The organism is Nocardia xishanensis NBRC 101358, assembly GCF_001613365.1.
GTDB classification, from domain to species: domain Bacteria; phylum Actinomycetota; class Actinomycetes; order Mycobacteriales; family Mycobacteriaceae; genus Nocardia; species Nocardia xishanensis.
This window is the reverse complement of the sequence record NZ_BDCF01000001.1, coordinates 453,185-469,769: the sequence shown is the minus strand read 5'-3', so window position 1 is coordinate 469,769 and position 16,585 is coordinate 453,185. Positions and strand designations below refer to the sequence as shown.

Genomic DNA, 16,585 nt, shown 5'->3' with positions numbered 1-16,585 from the left:
GCAACCTCTATCGGTAGTTGACGAACTGCAGCGCGATACCGAAATCGTCGCCCTTCAGCAGCGCGATCACGGCCTGCAGATCATCGCGCTTCTTGCTGCTCACCCGTAGCTCGTCGCCCTGAATCTGCGCCTTCACGCCCTTCGGGCCCTCGTCGCGGATCTTCTTCGAGATCTTCTTCGCCTTCTCGGCGTCGATACCCTGCACCAGACTGCCGGTGATCTTGTAAGTCTTGCCGGACGCCACCGGCTCGCCCGCGTCGAACGCCTTCAGCGAGATATCGCGCCGGATCAGCTTCTCCTTGAACACCTCCAGCGCGGCCTTCACCCGCTCCTCGGCCTCCGCCGTCAGCACGATCTTGTCCTCACCGGACCACTCGATCTTCGCGCCGGTGCCGCGGAAGTCGTAGCGGGTGTTCAGCTCCTTCTCCGCCTGATGCAGAGCGTTGTCGACCTCCTGCCGGTCGACCTTGCTGACGACATCGAAAGACGAATCGGCCACACTGCGCTCCTGTTCCTGACGGTCCGACGGGCTCACGTACACCGGATGCAACCGGTCATCCGTAGTTCTACCCGGAAGACCGACCGTAGTCCCGTCGCAGGGCCGTTGGCCAGCCGGTTTGCATTCGACACCGGGGTTCGTTGTATTCTGCTCAGCGCGCCGATAAAGCGCACGTAAGGCAGGTTGCCCGAGCGGCCAATGGGAGCAGACTGTAAATCTGTCGGTGAAAGCCTACGTAGGTTCGAATCCTACACCTGCCACTTCGCTCACAAGCGAGCCCTAAATGCAGAAAGCGCATGTAGGGCTCGCTTCGTATTTGGACTGTGGGGGTGCAACCCCCACGCCCCGCCCGGCGGGGCTTCGCCACCCCGGACCCCCTTGCAGTGGTTGCGTTTTGTGGGGATGTGGCGTTGGGGTGATTGCTCGTTTCCTTCTTTCTGAAGTGTCGAATGTGATCTTCAATGCTTTCGGCAGACGGGCGGGCTGCTTGTGTCGTCAGGTCTTGACGAGCTGTTCGTTCGAGCGGCTTCCCCGGCGGCCTGGCAATGCCGCGATGTTCGCGGAGCGGCCTCTTGCGCCGATCGTGGCCGGGTAGCGTGTTTTCCGCGCTGATGTGCGTGTCGAAAAACGCGGTCTGACCTCGCGGTTTGGAACTGTGAGCGTTGGGTGTGTAATCTCGTTCAAGACTTCGCCGCTCCGGGGTCGAGAAGCTGGACCACGGTGCGAGAGTAGTCATGCCCCCTTAGCTCAGTCGGCAGAGCGTTTCCATGGTAAGGAAAAGGTCAACGGTTCGATTCCGTTAGGGGGCTCGCCGGATTGCCGGTGGTGACCGACTCGGCATCGCACCCACTGAGGTGGGGCTGGGCGCGCGCACCACTGCAATGCGACGCCGTGGCGGTGTAGCTCAGTCGGTAGAGCAAACGACTCATAATCGTTGTGTCGCCGGTTCAAGTCCGGCCATCGCTACCAAAACCGATTACGCCCATCAGGTACCGGAAAGAAGGAAAGTCGTGGCCGCGAAGTCCACCGATGTCCGGCCAAAGATCACCTTGGCCTGCGAGCAGTGCAAGCACCGCAACTACATCACCAAGAAGAACCGGCGCAACGACCCGGACCGGCTGGAACTGAAGAAGTTCTGCCCGAACTGCGGCACGCACCGGGCGCACCGCGAATCCCGCTGATCCCGCCCACGCGTGAAACTGCCGCGTGAAGGGCAACCGGGACGCTGATCCCGGGATCTCGGAACCGTGAAGCTGTGCAGGGCCGGACTGATGTCCGGCCCTGAGCGCTTTCTACGGGTCGGTTGCGGTGGTGAACGCTCCGCCGACCCCGGGGTGCGGGGTCAGATAGGTACAGTCCTCCCGTGACAATCAACACCGGTACAGAAGAAGCGGTCCAGGCGAGCGAGTCCGATCTCGACCCCGCCGCCCACGCCGCGGCCATGGTCGGTCACCACTACCGCGTCGACGACTACTACGAGGTCGGCCGCGAGAAGGTCCGCGAATATGCCCGCGCCGTGCAGGACTACCACCCGGTGCACTGGGACGAGGACGTCGCCGCCGAATACGGCTACGACGGTCTGCTCGCGCCCCTCACCTTCATCTCCCTGGTCGGAATCCTCGCCCAACGCAAGCTCTTCGAGCAGATCGTCACGGGCTACGACCTCAGCCAGATCATGCAGACCGACCAGATCCTGGAATTCCACCGGCCCATCCGGGTCGGCGACCAGTTGACCTGCGACGTCTACCTGCACTCCTTCCGGCAGGCCTTCGGCGGCGACATCATCGTCACCAAGAACATCGTCACAGCGCAGAACGACGAGCTGGTGCTCACCACCTACACCACGCTCGTCGGCCGCAGCGGCGCCGACATCGACCCCAACCTCACTCACGCCGTACGCAACGTGCTGATGCACGGCATCGGCGAGGAGGCGCCCGAGCACCACCCGCGCAGGGCGGCGCAGACCGAGTCGCCGGCCCCGGTCACCGTCATCCCGGAGACCGCCACGAGCAAGCACGCGATCGATTTCGACAGCGTCTCCGTCGGCGACGAACTGCCCACCCGCGTCGTCCGCCTCACCCGCGGCGATCTGGTCAACTACGCGGGCGTCTCGGGCGACGCCAACCCGATCCACTGGAGCGACGACGTGGTCAAGCTCGTCGGCCTGGACAACGTGGTAGCGCACGGCATGCTCACGATGGGCCTCGGCGGCGGTTTCGTCACCTCCTGGCTCGGCGATCCAGGCGCGGTCAAGGAGTACAACGTCCGGTTCACCAGCCCGGTTTACGTCGGTTCCGACGAGGCGGCCGAAGTGGAGTACACGGGTAAGGTGAAGTCCATGGATCCGGAGACTCGGACCGCGGTCATCGCCATCGTGGCGAAGTCGGCGGGCAAGAAGATCTTCGGCCGTGCGACGGCCACCGTGCAGCTGGCCTGACCTGGTCGATCGACCCTGATTGGCTATTGGCCTAGGCGGTAACGTACACTCAGGTCTCTGGGGTTCACCAGCCGCTGCGCGCTGCTCTGTGGGGCTGGTTCCAGGCGGTCCGGAGGACGAGTTCCGACGGACTGCCCATGGGAGCCGGCGACCGCCGAAGCAGCGCGCGTGTTGTGTGAAACCAGCGCGACAACTGAATACAGCACGGTGGTTGGACAACTGGTTCCATCGTCCAACCGAAGGGGCGTAGCTCAATTGGCAGAGCAGCGGTCTCCAAAACCGCAGGTTGCAGGTTCAAGTCCTGTCGCCCCTGCCCTGAATGCCAGCGACGAGAGAGGATCGACGTGAGCGAGCGTAGCGAGCGAGCCAATCGGCACAGCGCGCTTCGCGCACGCCGGCACCGAGCGCAGCGAGGCGCAGGCGTGAGCGAGCGAGTCATTCGCACGGCGCGCTTCGCGCACGCCGCATTCGAGCGCAGCGAGGAGACGGCGTGAGCGACGAGCGGGACATTCGCCACGGCGGCGCGCACGCGGCCGGCGACGGCGATGACACCGCCGCGGTGAGCAGGCCGAGCGGTAAGCGGTCCGCCCGGCGGACCCGCTCGGGCTCCACGTCGGCGGACACCGGCTCGATCGCCACGATCGACCGGACGTCGCCGAAGAAAGACAAGACTGCCGGAAAGGCCAAGCGCGAAGGAGCGGGTAATCCGCTCAAGCGTTTGATCAAGTTCCTGCGAGAGGTCATCGCGGAACTGCGCAAGGTGATCTGGCCCAACCGGAAGCAGATGGTCACCTATACGAGCGTTGTTCTGGTGTTCGTGATCTTCATGGTCGCGTTCATCAGCGGGTTGGATCTGGCGTTCGTCAAGGGTGTCGACTGGCTGTTCGGCTAGTTATTACGACGCCGACGCCGGTAGCCGATCCCGGGGGCGGACCGGCGGGAGTATTCCGCCGCGCCCGGCCCGGCACGCAGAGGATGTACGTGACGACACAGGAAGCGAGTGCCCCAGTGAGCACCCCGGAGAACGACACCAACGACGAGTTCCCGGTCGACGACGCGGTGGCGGAGCCCGCCAACGACGAGGCGGAAGACGCCGCGGCCGTCGAAGAATCTGTGGTCGAGGAATCCGCACCCGCTACCCCGATCGATGCCGAACCGGCCGACCCGGTCGCCGAGATGAAGGCCGCGCTGCGGCGCGCCCCCGGTGACTGGTACGTCATCCACTCCTACGCCGGTTACGAGAACAAGGTGAAAGCCAACCTCGAGACCCGCGTGCAGAACCTGGACCTCGAGGAGTACATCTTCCAGGTCGAGGTGCCGACCGAAGAGGTCACCGAGATCAAGAACGGCCAGCGCAAGCACGTCAACCGCAAGGTGCTGCCCGGCTACATCCTGGTCCGCATGGAGCTCAACGACGAGTCGTGGGGCGCGGTGCGCAACACTCCCGGTGTCACCGGGTTCGTCGGTGCCACCTCGCGGCCCTCGCCGCTGTCCATCGACGACGTGGTGAAGTTCCTGGTCCCGGCGTCTCAGCAGAAGAAGGCCCCGGCCGCAGCTGCCGCCGCGACCGCCGAGAGCGCCGCCGAGGTGGCTCCCAAGCCGGTCATCGAGGTCGACTTCGAGGTCGGCGAGTCGGTCACCGTCATGGACGGTCCGTTCGCGACGCTGCCCGCCAGCATCTCCGAGGTCAACGCCGAGCAGCAGAAGCTCAAGGTGCTCGTCTCGATCTTCGGTCGCGAGACCCCGGTCGAGCTGGCGTTCACCCAGGTCGCGAAGATCTGACCGCGGGGCAGGCAACCTGCCCCGCCCGAAGGACAAGGGCACGCCCCCCGGTAAGGTGTATGGGTTCGTGCGCGGATCCGAACAGCGTCAGCCGGATTCGTTTGCGAGCGCCGGGCCGCGTGCCCGGATGCGGGCCGCGCCCGCGACAGGCTTACGGCAACCGTAAGGACCCGAAACCAAGGAAGAAAGATGCCCCCCAAGAAGAAGAAGCTCGCCGGGATCATCAAGCTGCAGATCCAGGCCGGCGCGGCGAACCCGGCTCCGCCCGTTGGTCCCGCCCTCGGTCAGCACGGCGTCAACATCATGGAGTTCTGCAAGGCGTACAACGCGGCGACCGAGTCGCAGCGTGGCAACGTCATTCCGGTCGAGATCTCCGTTTACGAAGACCGGACCTTCGACTTCAAGCTGAAGACCCCGCCCGCCGCCCGGCTGCTGCTCAAGGCCGCAGGCGTGCAGAAGGGCTCGGCCGAGCCGCACCGCAACAAGGTCGCCACGGTGACCATGGACCAGGTTCGCGAGATCGCCAAGACCAAGATGGAAGATCTCAACGCCAACGACCTGGACCAGGCGGCGAAGATCATCGCGGGCACCGCGCGCTCGATGGGCATCACCGTCGAGGCGTAAGCCGCAGTACTCGGTGGGAGGGTCGGCCAGACCCGGAAACCACTTCTGAACCAAGAACTTTAAGGACAGAGAATCATGGCAAAGCGAAGCAAGGCGTATCTCGCCGCGGCCGAGAAGGTCGATCGCACCAAGCTGTACTCGCCGCTGGCCGCCGCGCGCCTGGCGAAGGAGACCGCCACCACCAAGACCGACGCGACCGTCGAGGTCGCCGTTCGTCTCGGTGTGGACCCCCGCAAGGCCGACCAGATGGTCCGCGGCACCGTCAACCTGCCGCACGGCACCGGTAAGACCGCCCGCGTCATCGTGTTCGCGGCCGGCGAGAAGGCCGCCGAGGCCGAGGCCGCTGGCGCCGACGCCGTCGGCGCCGAAGACCTGATCGAGCGGATCCAGGGCGGCTGGCTCGACTTCGACGCCGCGATCGCCACCCCGGACCAGATGGCCAAGGTCGGCCGCATCGCGCGTGTCCTCGGCCCGCGCGGTCTGATGCCGAACCCGAAGACGGGCACGGTCACCACCGACGTGACCAAGGCCGTCAACGACATCAAGGGCGGCAAGATCAACTTCCGCGTCGACAAGCAGGCCAACCTGCACTTCGTGATCGGCAAGGCCTCCTTCGAAGAGGCCAAGCTGGTGGAGAACTACGGCGCCGCGCTGGACGAGATCCTGCGTGTCAAGCCGTCGACCGCCAAGGGCCGCTACGTCAAGAAGGTGACGGTCTCGACGAACACCGGACCGGGCATCCCGGTGGACCCGAACCGCACCCGCAACCTCCTCGAAGAGGACGCGTAAGCAGCACCGAGGTTTCACACCTCACCACCGCCGAGGGCGGGAACGCGATCAGCGTTCCCGCCCTCGGCGCATTTTCGGCCTGTCGGTGAGTAGCGGTGGCAGCGCGGGGCGGAGTAACCCACCGGCTTTGCGGGTTGCATCCGACGTGACCAGGATTCTATTGATCTCCGGTAGCACCCGTGACGGCTCCACGAACACCGCGGCACTGCGCACGGTGCACGCCACCGCGCCCGAAGGCGTGGAAACACGCCGCTACCCGGGGTTGTTGGAACTGCCCGCCTTCGTGCCGGGCGCGGACCCCGCGAACTATCCGGCGGTAGCCGGATTGCGCGAAGCCCTCGCCTGGGCCGACGCGGTCTTGATCTCGACCCCGGAGTACGCGGGCACCCTCCCCGGCAGCCTGAAGAACCTGCTCGACTGGACCGTAGGCACCGCCGACCTGCACGAGAAGCCCGCCGCCTGGCTCACCGTCGCGGCACCGGGCCGTGGCGACGGCGCCACCGCCACATTGTCGAGCGTCCTCGGCTATGTCGGCGCCGACGTCGTCCCCGCCGCCTGCGTCCGCCTTCCCGTCCTGTCGGCGGACATCGGCCCCGATGGCCTCGTCACCTGCCAAGCCTTCCGAGACGGCGCACGCGAAGCCCTCGACGCACTGGTTCTCCATACCCGCGCCGCGCGTTCGGAATGACTGTCCGAGTGACCACCTCGGCTGGTGGCAGCTAGACCCCGAAGTTCGAGCGAATGATTCCGTGGGCCTGTCGTGACGGACCCACGGAATCAAGGACGTCCCTGTCAGTCGGTGGAATCGGCTTGTGGTTCAGCGGATTTACGCCAGCCCAGGAGGACCGACTCGCCGCTCTGGGCGCCCCAGGGGAGGAAGACGGCGACGATCAGCGCGCAGACCACGACCGCGCCCGCGGCGACGAGGGAGGCTGCGTGCGAGCCTTGGAGGGCCGCGGTTTTCATTGCGGTGATGAGGTTTTCGCGCTGGGATTCGAGGAACGCGGGGAGTTCTCGTTTGCGGATCTCCAGCACGCTGAGCGGGCTGGCCTTTACCAGGCTCTTCTGGTCCTCGTTCATGAGCGCGCTCGGCACGCGATCGAGCAGCGGCGCGACGCGAGTCGTGTAGTAGGAGGCCACGATCGAACCGAGCACGGCGACGCCGAGGGTGCCGCCGATCTCGCGGGTGGTGTCGTTGACCGCGGAACCCGCGCCCGCCTCGTTCAACGGCAGCGAGGACATGATGGATTCGGTGGCCGGACCTTGCACGATGGCCAGACCCAGCGCCATCGATACCATCGATGGCAGCACGTCGGTGACGTAGCCGCTGTCCACCGTCACCTGTCCGCCCAGGTAGAGCCCGATGCCGGTGAGCAGCAGGCCGGACACGATGACCGGCGTGGTGCCCCAGCGCTGTGCGAGCAATGTCGCGACGGGTGCGCCGATCGCCACCGAGAACGCGAACGGCAATGAGGCGATGCCGAATTCGAGCGGGGTGTACTCGCGCACGCCCTGGAAATACTGGGTGATCAGGAAAAGAAAACCGAACATCGAGAAATATCCGACGGCTATCGACAATGCGGGCATCGAAAAACGCCGATTGCGGAACAATCGCATATCCAGAATCGGTGCGTTGGTGCGCAATTCCCACGCGATGAATCCGGCAAGCAGCGCGACGCCGAGCGAGCCGGCGGTCAGGGTGGTGACCGAGAGCCAGCCGTAGCGCGGCGCCTCGATGATCGACCAGACCAGCAGCGTGATGCCCGCGATGGACAGCGCGATACCCGGCAGGTCGAGCTTCCCGACCTCGGCGGATCGTGATTCCGGCACCCACAGCATGGTGGCGATCAGCGCGACCAGCGCCACGGGCACGTTGATCCAGAACACCGAATGCCAGCTGAAGTGCTCGAGCAGCCAGCCGCCGGAGATCGGGCCGATGGCGATCGCGAAGCCCGCCATGGCCGTCCACGCGGCGATGGCCAGCGCCCGCTCGCTGCGGTCGGTGAAGATGTTGATGATCAGGGCGAGCGTGGCGGGGAAGACGGCCGCGGCGAACACGCCCATGGCCGCGCGTGCCGTGATGACCGCGCCCATCGAATCCGACAGTGCGCCACCGACGGACATGACCGCGACGCCGATCAGGCCGACGGCCATTACTTTTCGGCGGCCGTAGCGGTCGCCGAGGTTGCCGAAGGCCAGCAACAGTCCGGCGAAGGTCAGGGTGTACGCGTCGACGACCCATTGCAGGCCGCTGACACCGGTGGCCAGCTCGACACCGATCGAGGGGAGGGCCACGTTGACGATGGTGTTGTCGAGGACGACCAGCAGTTCGGCCAGGCAGATCACGGCCAAGGCGAGAAAGCGCTGGTTGCGTCGTTCCAGCAACACCGGTGGATCGACTATGGAGGTTGCCATAGTTCAGCAGCCAAGCAGATATCTGTCACTCTTGGTAACACTTGTCTGCCGCGATATCCGCCACGCCCGGGGGTGAAAAGTGACCTGCGACACAACGATTCGGTCGCCGAAGGGTTCCGATTCGCGCCGGAGCGGGGATCGTTTTGGCAGATGAGGGGCGCGTCGGTTACTGTGGACCTCAGTTATCGACGAGTTCGATCGCTACCCAATCCGTTCTACCGAAGACCGTTGGTCGCCGATCCCGCATGGGTTCGGTCGAAGGTCCGGCGACATTGCCGGCGGCCCACGCAGGGAAGAACCGAGGCTGGGAGTCGATTCGAGCCACGCGGCTCGTGTTGATCTTTCCTATTGCGCCCCGGAACGCCTTGCGTCCGGGGCGTTCGTTTTGTCGCCGGACCCTCGGATCGGTAGTTCGCGTACACGAACCGACCATCCAGAGAGGAGGCGAAGTATGGCAAAGGCTGAGAAGGTCACCGCGGTCGAGGAGATCGCGGAGCAGTTCAGGAACTCGACCGCCACCGTCGTCACGGAATACCGTGGCCTGTCGGTCGGCAAGCTCACCGAACTGCGGCGTGCGCTCGGCGCCGAGGCCACGTACTCCGTCGCCAAGAACACCCTGGTCAAGCGCGCTGCCGCCGAGGCGGGCGTGGAGGGCCTTGACGACTTGTTCGTCGGACCGACCGCCATCACGTTCATCCAGGGCGAGCCGGTCAACGCGGCCAAGGCGCTCAAGACCTTCGCCAAGGACAACAAGGCGCTCATCATCAAGGGCGGCTACATGGACGGCGCCGCGCTGTCCGTGGCCGAGGTCGAGCAGATCGCCGACCTGGAGACCCGCGAGGTCCTGCTGGCCAAGCTGGCCGGCGCCCTGAAGGGCAACCTGGCCAAGGCTGCCGGTCTCTTCGCCGCTCCTGCCTCGCAGGTGGCCCGCCTGGCCGCCGCGCTGGAGGAGAAGAAGCGGACCGAAGGCGAAGCCGCCGAGTAACACCCCCGCGCGGCGTGAGCCACAGGCCCGGAGGCGGCAGCGCCGCGTAACCACGTAGGGCCCGCGAACGCCGCACATCCAACACGGCGGGCGGCACGCCCCCATGGACACCAACTACCGAAAGGAAAACAACAATGGCCAACGTTGACGAACTGCTCGAGACCTTCGGCAACATGACCCTGCTCGAGCTGTCGGACTTCGTCAAGAAGTTCGAGGAGAAGTTCGAGGTCACCGCCGCTGCTCCGGTCGCCGTCGCCGCCGTCGGTGGCGCTGCCGCTCCGGCCGAGGCCGCCGAAGAGCAGGACGAGTTCGACGTCATCCTCGAGGGTGCGGGCGACAAGAAGATCCAGGTCATCAAGGTGGTCCGCGAGATCGTCTCCGGCCTGGGCCTGAAGGAAGCCAAGGACCTGGTCGAGGGTGCCCCGAAGCCGATCCTGGAGAAGGTCGCCAAGGACGCCGCCGAGGCTGCCAAGGCGAAGCTGGAAGAGGCCGGCGCCAAGGTTTCGGTCAAGTAATTCCACGAATTACTCGGACGGGCGGCCCCCAAATTCGGGGGGCCGCCCGTTTTCGTATTTTCCGAGACATGCGAGCGAGTTTCTGGAAAAGTGCGAGCGTATTCGGCTTACTCTGGAGTCAGGTTGGGGTGTGCCCCGTCTCCCTCATGGGTTACAGTGACCGAACCCACTGTGACGTGACGCACCGCGATGACCGAGCGCGGTCGCCGGTGGGCTGCTCGCTGAGAAATTGTGGAGGTTGGCGTGGGCGTCGAGGTCAGGACCGAGGGTGTAACCAAGTCCTTCGGTTCGCAGCGAATTTGGCAGGATGTCAGTCTCACCTTGCCGTCCGGCGAGGTGAGCGCGCTACTCGGTCCCTCGGGTACCGGTAAGTCGGTGTTCCTGAAGTCGCTGATCGGCCTGCTGCGCCCGGAGCGCGGCTCGATCTACATCGACGGCACCGACATCACCACCTGCTCCAACAAGGAGCTCTACGAGATCCGCAAGCTCTTCGGCGTGCTGTTCCAGGACGGCGCGCTGTTCGGCTCGATGAACCTCTTCGACAACGTGGCGTTCCCGCTTCGGGAGCACACGAAGAAGAGCGAGGACGAGATCCGCAAGATCGTGATGGAGAAGCTCGAGCTCACTGGTCTGCTCGGTGCGGAGGGCAAGCTGCCGGGCGAGATCTCCGGCGGTATGCGCAAGCGCGCCGGTCTGGCCCGCGCCTTGGTGCTCGACCCGCAGATCATTCTGGTCGACGAGCCCGACTCCGGTCTGGACCCGGTCCGCACCTCGTATCTGAGCCAGTTGCTGATCGACATCAACGCTCAGATCGACGCCACGATCTTGATCGTCACGCACAACATCAACCTGGCGCGCACGGTGCCCGACAACATCGGCATGCTGTTCCGCCGCCAGCTGGTGATGTTCGGTCCGCGCGAGGTTCTGCTCACCTCGGAGGAGCCGGTGGTCAAGCAGTTCCTCAACGGCCGCATGATCGGGCCGATCGGCATGTCCGAGGAGAAGGACGAGGCCCAGATGGCCCGCGAGCAGGCGATGGTCGACGCCGGTCACCATCACGGCGGCGCCGAAGAGGTCGAGGGCATCATCCCGCAGATGAAGGCGACTCCGGGTATGCCGGTGCGTCAGGCCGTGCACCGCCGCAAGGCGCGTGTGCAGGAGATCATGCACACCCTGCCGCACGCGGCCCAGGTCGCGATCCGCGAATCCATGGCGGAGAACGACGACACACAAGTGATGTCGTACAACGCCCCGAACGTCGGCAGCTACGAGGGCGGCGGGTTCGACACAACCGTGCGCCACAACACAACTAACGGGTAACATACGCCCGTGAACTCGACCCTGGCGCGTGTGCGTACTCCAGTCGAGTCGGCGTTTGCCCAGGCGGGCAACGTCTTTGCGTTGTTCGTCGATGTGATGCGCAAGATGTTTCGCCGACCTTTCCAGTGGCGCGAGTTCATCGAGCAATCGTGGTTCATCGCCAGCGTCTCGATCTTGCCCAGCGCGCTGGTGGCCATCCCGTTCGGCGCGGTCGTCGCGCTGCAGACCGGTTCACTGATCAAACAGCTCGGCGCCGAGTCGTTCACGGGCGCCACCAGCGTGCTCGCCACCGTGCAGCAGGCGGCGCCGGTGGTGACCGCGCTGATCATCGCGGGCGCGGCCGGGTCGGCGGTGGCCGCTGATCTCGGCGCGCGCACCATCCGCGAGGAGATCGACGCGATGGAGGTGCTCGGCGTCGACCCGGTGGCGCGGCTGGTGGTGCCGAGGGTGCTCGGCATGACGCTGGTCGCGGTGCTGCTCAACGGATTGGTTTCGGTCGTCGGCATCGCGGGCGGCTATTTCTTCAACGTGCTGCTGCAGGGTGGAACGCCCGGCGCGTACCTCTCGTCGTTCTCCGCGCTGGCTCAGCTGCCCGATCTGTGGATCGGCGAGATCAAGGCGGCGATCTTCGGGCTGCTCGCCGGGGTGATCGCCGCGTACAAGGGGTTGCATCCCAAAGGGGGGCCGAAAGGAGTCGGTGACGCGGTGAACCAGTCCGTGGTGATCACATTCCTGGTCCTCTTCTTCGTGAACCTCGTTCTGACACTGGTCTATCTGCAAGTCGTCCCGGCCAAGGGCGCCTGACCGATGGCGACCTCCTACCGCAGCCCGGCCTTCGCCAAATCGGCCCGCCGGGCCAATCAGATCGTGCGCGGACCGCTGAACGTGATCGACCGCGCCGGCGAGCAGATGTCGTTCTACTCGCGCGCCATCGCGTGGATTCCGCGTGCCGCGGTGCACTACCGCAAAGAGGTCATGCGGCTGCTCGCCGAGGTGACCTTCGGCTCCGGCGCGCTCGCGGTGATCGGCGGAACCATCGGCGTCATCGTCTTCATGTCCGGTTCGGTCGGCGTCGTCGTCGGCCTGCAGGGGTTCAAGGCACTCGACGCGCTGGGCAGCTCCGTGCTCACCGGCTTCCTCACCGCCTACATCAACACGCGCGAAATCGCGCCGCTGGTGGCGGCATTGGCGCTCTCCGCGACGGTGGGCTGCGGCTTCACCGCGCAGCTCGGCGCCATGCGCATCTCCGAGGAGATCGACGCGCTCGAGGTGATGGCGGTACCCGGCGTGCCGTTCCTGGTGACCACCAGGGTGATCGCCGGATTCCTCGCGGTCGTCCCGCTCTACATCGTCGGCCTGCTCGGCGCCTACTTCGCGTCGCGCGCGGTCAGCATCTGGTTCAACGGCCAATCGAGTGGTTCCTACGACCACTACTTCAGCCTGTTCCTGCCGCCGGAGGACGTGCTCTATTCGTTCCTCAAGGTGCTGATATTCGCGTTCGTGATCATCCTGGTGCACTGCTACTACGGCTTCACCGCCACCGGCGGCCCCGCGGGCGTCGGCGTCGCGGTCGGTCGCGCGGTGCGCGCCGCGATCGTGCTGGTGAACGTGCTCGATTTCTTCCTCAGCCTCGCGATCTGGGGAACGACCACGACGGTGCGGGTCGCCGGATGATGGGATCCACACGGCGACACCTCGCCGGCGCTCGGCTTTCGCCGTGCGGATCGGGCGTCGGTTCTGCCGAACACAATTCGCTGCACACCGACCCGCGGGGGCTGAGGCATGAGTAGAGGAACTCAGGCGTGGCGGTCCACCGAGAAGACTCGGGTGCGGCTGCTGGGAATCGCGTTCTTCGTGATCGTCGGGCTGTTCCTGTGGACGACCGTCGCGATCTACAACAAGCAGTTCGTCCGGACGGTCGACGTGAATCTGGTGACCGACACCGTCGGCAACGCGCTGACCAAGAACGCGGACGTGAAGGCGCGCGGCGTGCTGGTCGGCGAGGTGCGGTCGAGCCGGACCGAGGGCGGCAAGGTGACCCTCGACCTGGCCATCGATCCCGCCAAGGCCCAGCAGATCCCGGTGAACGCGACCGCGCGGCTGCTGCCGAAGACGCTGTTCGGCGAGCGCTACGTGGACCTGGTGATCCCTGACGACGCCAGCTCACAGCATCTGACCGACGGCGTCACCCTGTACCAGGACGCCAGCGGCAACGCGATCGAGATCAGCAAGCTGCTCGACGATCTGCTTCCGCTGCTGCAGTCCATTCCGCCGCAGGATCTGGCCGCGACGCTCGGCGCGCTCTCCCAGGCGCTGTCGGGTCAGGGCCTCGCCCTCGGCGAGACCGTGGACAAGCTGGACACGATCTTCCGCGACGTCAACGGCGTGCTGCCGGAACTGCGAGAAGGTCTGCGCGGCTTCGCCGAGACCGCGGCGGTGTACTCCGACGCGGCGCCGCAGCTCATCGACGCGCTGAACAACCTGCGCACCACCAACGCCACCATCGTGCAGCGGCGTTCGGACATCGACACCCTGTACGCCACGCTCACCCCGACCTCGTCGAGCCTGGCCGACTTCCTGCTGGTCAACCGCGACAACATCATCGACGTGGCCGCCGATTCGCGACCCGCGCTGGAGCAGCTCGCGGTGTACTCGCCGAGCTACCCCTGCGCGCTGGCCAACTTCGCGAAGATGAAGCCGCGCATCGACCAGCTGTTCGGCATGGGGACCGACCGGCCTGGCTCCCGGGTGACGATCGAGCTGACCAACACCCGCGGCAAGTACCTGCCCAACCAGGACGAGCCGCGCTGGCTGGACACCCGCGGCCCGTGGTGCCTGCCCGAATACCCCGTGAACGTGGACCCGGGCCAGTACACCGGCGGCCCGAACAACGACGGCTCCTACGCGGTGCCGAGCCGCTACCCCGGTGATCAGGACAGCGGCAAGCTGCCGATACCGCAGTTCGGCGTCTACCCGGCCGGTCAGGTGCCGACGCTGGCGGGCTCGCCGAGCGAGCAGCAGTCGCTCGGCGCGATCTACGGTGCGGCGCAGGGTGTTTCGCCCAAGGAGGTACCGAGCTGGGTGACCAGGATCGGGGCGCCCGCCTTCCGGGGCAGCGAGGTGAGCGTGCGATGAAGGAAAAGCTGCGCGGCCTCGGCGGGCCGCTGACCAAACTGATCGTCTTCGTGGTCGTGACGCTGTTCGTCACCACGCTGCTCGGTCTGTCGATCGCCAACTACACCGGCGGCGGCACGCTGTTCAAGGCGCGGTTCACCGACGTCACCTCGCTGAACCCGGGTGACGAGGTGCGCATCGCGGGCGTGCGGGTCGGCAAGGTCACCGACGTCTCGATCGTCGACAAGCGGCTGGCCGAGGTGAAATTCGAACTCACCGATCGCGATTGGCTGCCCGCCTCGACCACCGCCACCATCCGCTATCGCAACCTGGTCGGCCAGCGCTACATCGCGCTGGAGCAGGGCACCGGCGAACAGGGCCGAAAGCTCAACGAGGGCGGCACCATTCCGCTGGACCGTACCCGGCCCGCGCTGAACCTGACCACGCTGTTCAACGGCTTCCGTCCGCTGTTCCGCACGCTGACCGCCGAGGACGTGAACAAGCTCTCCTACGAGGTAATCCAGGTCTTCCAGGGCGAGCAGGGCACCATTCACGACCTGGTGGTGAGCACCGCGAGCCTGACCAACAAGATCGCCGACAAGGACGCGGTGATCGGCGAGCTGGTGAAGAACCTGACCGCCGTGCTGGAGACGGTCAACGAGCGCGACGACCAGTTCGACCAGCTCATCGTGAACACCGAGGCGCTGGTCTCCGGCCTGGCCGCCGAACGCGAGACCATCGGCCGCTCGATCAGCTCGCTGGGCAACCTGGCCACGGCGACCTCGGACCTGCTCGTGCCGACCCGGCCCTCGCTGCAGGGCACGATCGCGGGCCTGAACCAGCTCACCGGGACGCTGAACGAACGCTCCGACGAGGTGAATCTGGCGTTGGCCACGCTGCCGGTGAAGATGGAAAAGCTCGGGCGGGTCGGCAGTTACGGCTCCTGGTTCCAGTTCTACCTGTGCGGCATCGATATCGTGGTCGGCCCTGGCGCGGTGGACGCGCCGCAGCTCAACCTGCCCGCGGGGCTGCCGACGATCAACCAGCCGCTGTACACGAACGCCGCGCCGCGCTGCCACGGGAAGGCCCGCTGATGGACGATCGAATCCTCCTCGGCAAGCGCAGCCCGGTCTTCCTGGGCGTGCTCGGTCTCGCCATGGTGGTGCTGGTGACGATGTCGGCGTTCTCCCTCGATCGGCTGCCGATCATCGGCGCGGGCACCAAGTACAGCGCCGAGTTCTCCGAGGCCGCTGGCTTGAAGAAGGGCAACGAGGTACGCATCGCCGGCGTGAAGGTCGGCTCGGTCTCCGACGTCCGCCTCGAGGGCGACCGGGTGATTGTCGACTTCCGTACCCAGGACGCGTGGATCGGCAACGAGACCACCGCCTCCATCCAGATCAAGACGCTGCTCGGCCAGAAGTACCTGGCCCTCGATCCGCGTGGATCCGGCCCCGCCGACCCGGACAAGCCGATCCCGTTGTCGCGCACGGTGTCTCCCTACGACGTGGTGGACGCGTTCTCGGACGCGGCGGCGAACATCGAGGAGATCGACACCGCCCAGCTGGCCACCAGCATGCGGGTGCTCGCCGAGGCGTTCGAGACCACGCCGCCGGAGATCCGCGGCTCCATCGACGGTGTCGCGCGGCTCTCGGAGACGCTGGCCAAGCGCGACGTGGAACTCAAGCGGCTGTTCAAGGCGACGCGGCAGACCACCGAGGTGCTCGCCGACCGCAACGCCGAGTTCGAGCGGCTGCTCGCCTCCGGCGGTCAGCTGCTCGCCGAGCTGAACATCCGCCAGCAGGCCATCCACCAGCTGCTCACCGGAGCCAAGTCGGTGTCCGCCGAGCTGAGCGCGCTGGTCGCCGACAACTCCGAGCAGATCGGTCCCGCGCTGACCAACCTGGCCGCGGCGATCGACCTGCTGAACGACAACCAGCAGAACATCTCCAAGACGCTGGAGCTGGCGGGCCCCTTCTACGGCCTGTACGCGAACGTGCTCGGCACCGGCCGGTGGTTCGACGCGGTGATCGTCAATCTCATACCGCCAGCGTTGCCGGAGATTCCCGGCTACCGCGACCCGGTACGGAACATGGGAGGTAACTGAC

Annotated in this window: 17 protein-coding genes and 4 tRNA genes; 19 read left to right on the top strand and 2 right to left on the bottom strand. The window is 66.0% G+C overall.

Annotated elements, in window-relative coordinates; genetic code table 11:
* Positions 1-7: 7 nt before the first annotated feature.
* On the bottom strand, positions 8-499 hold the full coding sequence (locus NX1_RS01900) for a YajQ family cyclic di-GMP-binding protein (protein WP_068052905.1): 492 nt from the start codon (positions 497-499) through the stop codon (positions 8-10).
* A 177-nt stretch (positions 500-676) separates the two neighbouring features.
* Here NX1_RS01900 and NX1_RS01895 point away from each other — a divergent pair.
* The 11 genes from NX1_RS01895 (at position 677) to NX1_RS01845 (ending at position 6,819) form a co-directional block, all read left to right on the top strand.
* Positions 677-759 (top strand) — tRNA-Tyr (locus NX1_RS01895).
* 476 nt (positions 760-1,235) lie between these two features.
* A tRNA-Thr gene (locus tag NX1_RS01890) sits at positions 1,236-1,308 on the top strand.
* An 84-nt stretch (positions 1,309-1,392) separates the two neighbouring features.
* Positions 1,393-1,468, top strand: a tRNA-Met gene (locus NX1_RS01885).
* A gap of 41 nt (positions 1,469-1,509) precedes the next feature.
* Positions 1,510-1,680, top strand: a complete 171-nt coding sequence (rpmG, locus tag NX1_RS01880; protein WP_011211653.1) for a 50S ribosomal protein L33 — start codon at positions 1,510-1,512, stop codon at positions 1,678-1,680.
* Between the two features lie 188 nt (positions 1,681-1,868).
* Positions 1,869-2,936, top strand: coding sequence for a fused (3R)-hydroxyacyl-ACP dehydratase subunits HadA/HadB (locus NX1_RS01875; protein WP_084500862.1), 1,068 nt, complete (start codon positions 1,869-1,871; stop codon positions 2,934-2,936).
* Positions 2,937-3,176: 240 nt separating this feature from the next.
* Positions 3,177-3,249 (top strand) — tRNA-Trp (locus tag NX1_RS01870).
* A gap of 177 nt (positions 3,250-3,426) precedes the next feature.
* Positions 3,427-3,828, top strand: a complete 402-nt coding sequence (gene secE, locus NX1_RS01865) for a preprotein translocase subunit SecE (RefSeq protein ID WP_068052574.1) — start codon at positions 3,427-3,429, stop codon at positions 3,826-3,828.
* A gap of 116 nt (positions 3,829-3,944) precedes the next feature.
* Positions 3,945-4,718, top strand: a complete 774-nt coding sequence (gene nusG, locus NX1_RS01860) for a transcription termination/antitermination protein NusG (protein WP_068052571.1) — start codon at positions 3,945-3,947, stop codon at positions 4,716-4,718.
* Between the two features lie 189 nt (positions 4,719-4,907).
* On the top strand, positions 4,908-5,342 hold the full coding sequence (gene rplK / locus NX1_RS01855; RefSeq protein ID WP_068052568.1) for a 50S ribosomal protein L11: 435 nt from the start codon (positions 4,908-4,910) through the stop codon (positions 5,340-5,342).
* Positions 5,343-5,417: 75 nt separating this feature from the next.
* Positions 5,418-6,131, top strand: a complete 714-nt coding sequence (rplA, locus tag NX1_RS01850) for a 50S ribosomal protein L1 (protein WP_068052565.1) — start codon at positions 5,418-5,420, stop codon at positions 6,129-6,131.
* A 145-nt stretch (positions 6,132-6,276) separates the two neighbouring features.
* Positions 6,277-6,819: an NADPH-dependent FMN reductase gene (locus NX1_RS01845; RefSeq protein WP_068052562.1), complete on the top strand. Its 543-nt coding sequence runs from the start codon at positions 6,277-6,279 to the stop codon at positions 6,817-6,819.
* Positions 6,820-6,923: 104 nt separating this feature from the next.
* Here NX1_RS01845 and NX1_RS01840 read toward each other — a convergent pair whose 3' ends face one another.
* Positions 6,924-8,546: an MFS transporter gene (locus NX1_RS01840; protein WP_068052558.1), complete on the bottom strand. Its 1,623-nt coding sequence runs from the start codon at positions 8,544-8,546 to the stop codon at positions 6,924-6,926.
* Between the two features lie 451 nt (positions 8,547-8,997).
* Between NX1_RS01840 and rplJ the strand changes: the two genes are divergently transcribed.
* From rplJ to NX1_RS01800, 8 genes are all read left to right on the top strand, one after another.
* The gene (gene rplJ / locus NX1_RS01835) at positions 8,998-9,531 is read left to right on the top strand and encodes a 50S ribosomal protein L10 (RefSeq protein ID WP_068052556.1); all 534 of its coding nucleotides are present in this window, start codon (positions 8,998-9,000) and stop codon (positions 9,529-9,531) included.
* Positions 9,532-9,665: 134 nt separating this feature from the next.
* Complete coding sequence (gene rplL, locus NX1_RS01830; RefSeq protein WP_040798782.1) at positions 9,666-10,046, top strand: 50S ribosomal protein L7/L12; 381 nt, start codon at positions 9,666-9,668, stop codon at positions 10,044-10,046.
* A 243-nt stretch (positions 10,047-10,289) separates the two neighbouring features.
* Positions 10,290-11,366, top strand: coding sequence for an ABC transporter ATP-binding protein (locus NX1_RS01825; protein WP_157119476.1), 1,077 nt, complete (start codon positions 10,290-10,292; stop codon positions 11,364-11,366).
* Positions 11,367-11,462: 96 nt separating this feature from the next.
* Positions 11,463-12,170: an MlaE family ABC transporter permease gene (locus NX1_RS01820; RefSeq protein ID WP_245668275.1), complete on the top strand. Its 708-nt coding sequence runs from the start codon at positions 11,463-11,465 to the stop codon at positions 12,168-12,170.
* A gap of 105 nt (positions 12,171-12,275) precedes the next feature.
* Positions 12,276-13,040: an ABC transporter permease gene (locus NX1_RS01815; RefSeq protein WP_373864856.1), complete on the top strand. Its 765-nt coding sequence runs from the start codon at positions 12,276-12,278 to the stop codon at positions 13,038-13,040.
* Between the two features lie 108 nt (positions 13,041-13,148).
* Positions 13,149-14,501, top strand: a complete 1,353-nt coding sequence (locus tag NX1_RS01810; RefSeq protein ID WP_068052547.1) for an MCE family protein — start codon at positions 13,149-13,151, stop codon at positions 14,499-14,501.
* Positions 14,498-15,574: an MCE family protein gene (locus tag NX1_RS01805; protein ID WP_174555442.1), complete on the top strand. Its 1,077-nt coding sequence runs from the start codon at positions 14,498-14,500 to the stop codon at positions 15,572-15,574. Before NX1_RS01810 ends, NX1_RS01805 begins: the two co-directional genes overlap by 4 nt.
* Positions 15,574-16,584 carry an MCE family protein gene (locus tag NX1_RS01800; RefSeq protein WP_068052544.1) on the top strand — a complete coding sequence of 337 codons (1,011 nt, stop codon included), beginning with the start codon at positions 15,574-15,576 and terminating at the stop codon, positions 16,582-16,584. Before NX1_RS01805 ends, NX1_RS01800 begins: the two co-directional genes overlap by 1 nt.
* Position 16,585 lies beyond the last annotated feature (1 nt).

Coding starts and splice junctions, on each gene's coding strand:
- rplK (WP_068052568.1), top strand. CDS start 4,908: ATGCCCCCCAAGAAGAAGAAGCTCGCCGGGATCATCAAGCTGCAGATC.
- rplA (WP_068052565.1), top strand. CDS start 5,418: ATGGCAAAGCGAAGCAAGGCGTATCTCGCCGCGGCCGAGAAGGTCGAT.
- NX1_RS01840 (WP_068052558.1), bottom strand. CDS start 8,546: ATGGCAACCTCCATAGTCGATCCACCGGTGTTGCTGGAACGACGCAAC.
- rplJ (WP_068052556.1), top strand. CDS start 8,998: ATGGCAAAGGCTGAGAAGGTCACCGCGGTCGAGGAGATCGCGGAGCAG.
- rplL (WP_040798782.1), top strand. CDS start 9,666: ATGGCCAACGTTGACGAACTGCTCGAGACCTTCGGCAACATGACCCTG.
- NX1_RS01820 (WP_245668275.1), top strand. CDS start 11,463: ATGCGCAAGATGTTTCGCCGACCTTTCCAGTGGCGCGAGTTCATCGAG.
- NX1_RS01815 (WP_373864856.1), top strand. CDS start 12,276: ATGTCGTTCTACTCGCGCGCCATCGCGTGGATTCCGCGTGCCGCGGTG.
- NX1_RS01810 (WP_068052547.1), top strand. CDS start 13,149: ATGAGTAGAGGAACTCAGGCGTGGCGGTCCACCGAGAAGACTCGGGTG.
- NX1_RS01805 (WP_174555442.1), top strand. CDS start 14,498: ATGAAGGAAAAGCTGCGCGGCCTCGGCGGGCCGCTGACCAAACTGATC.
- NX1_RS01800 (WP_068052544.1), top strand. CDS start 15,574: ATGGACGATCGAATCCTCCTCGGCAAGCGCAGCCCGGTCTTCCTGGGC.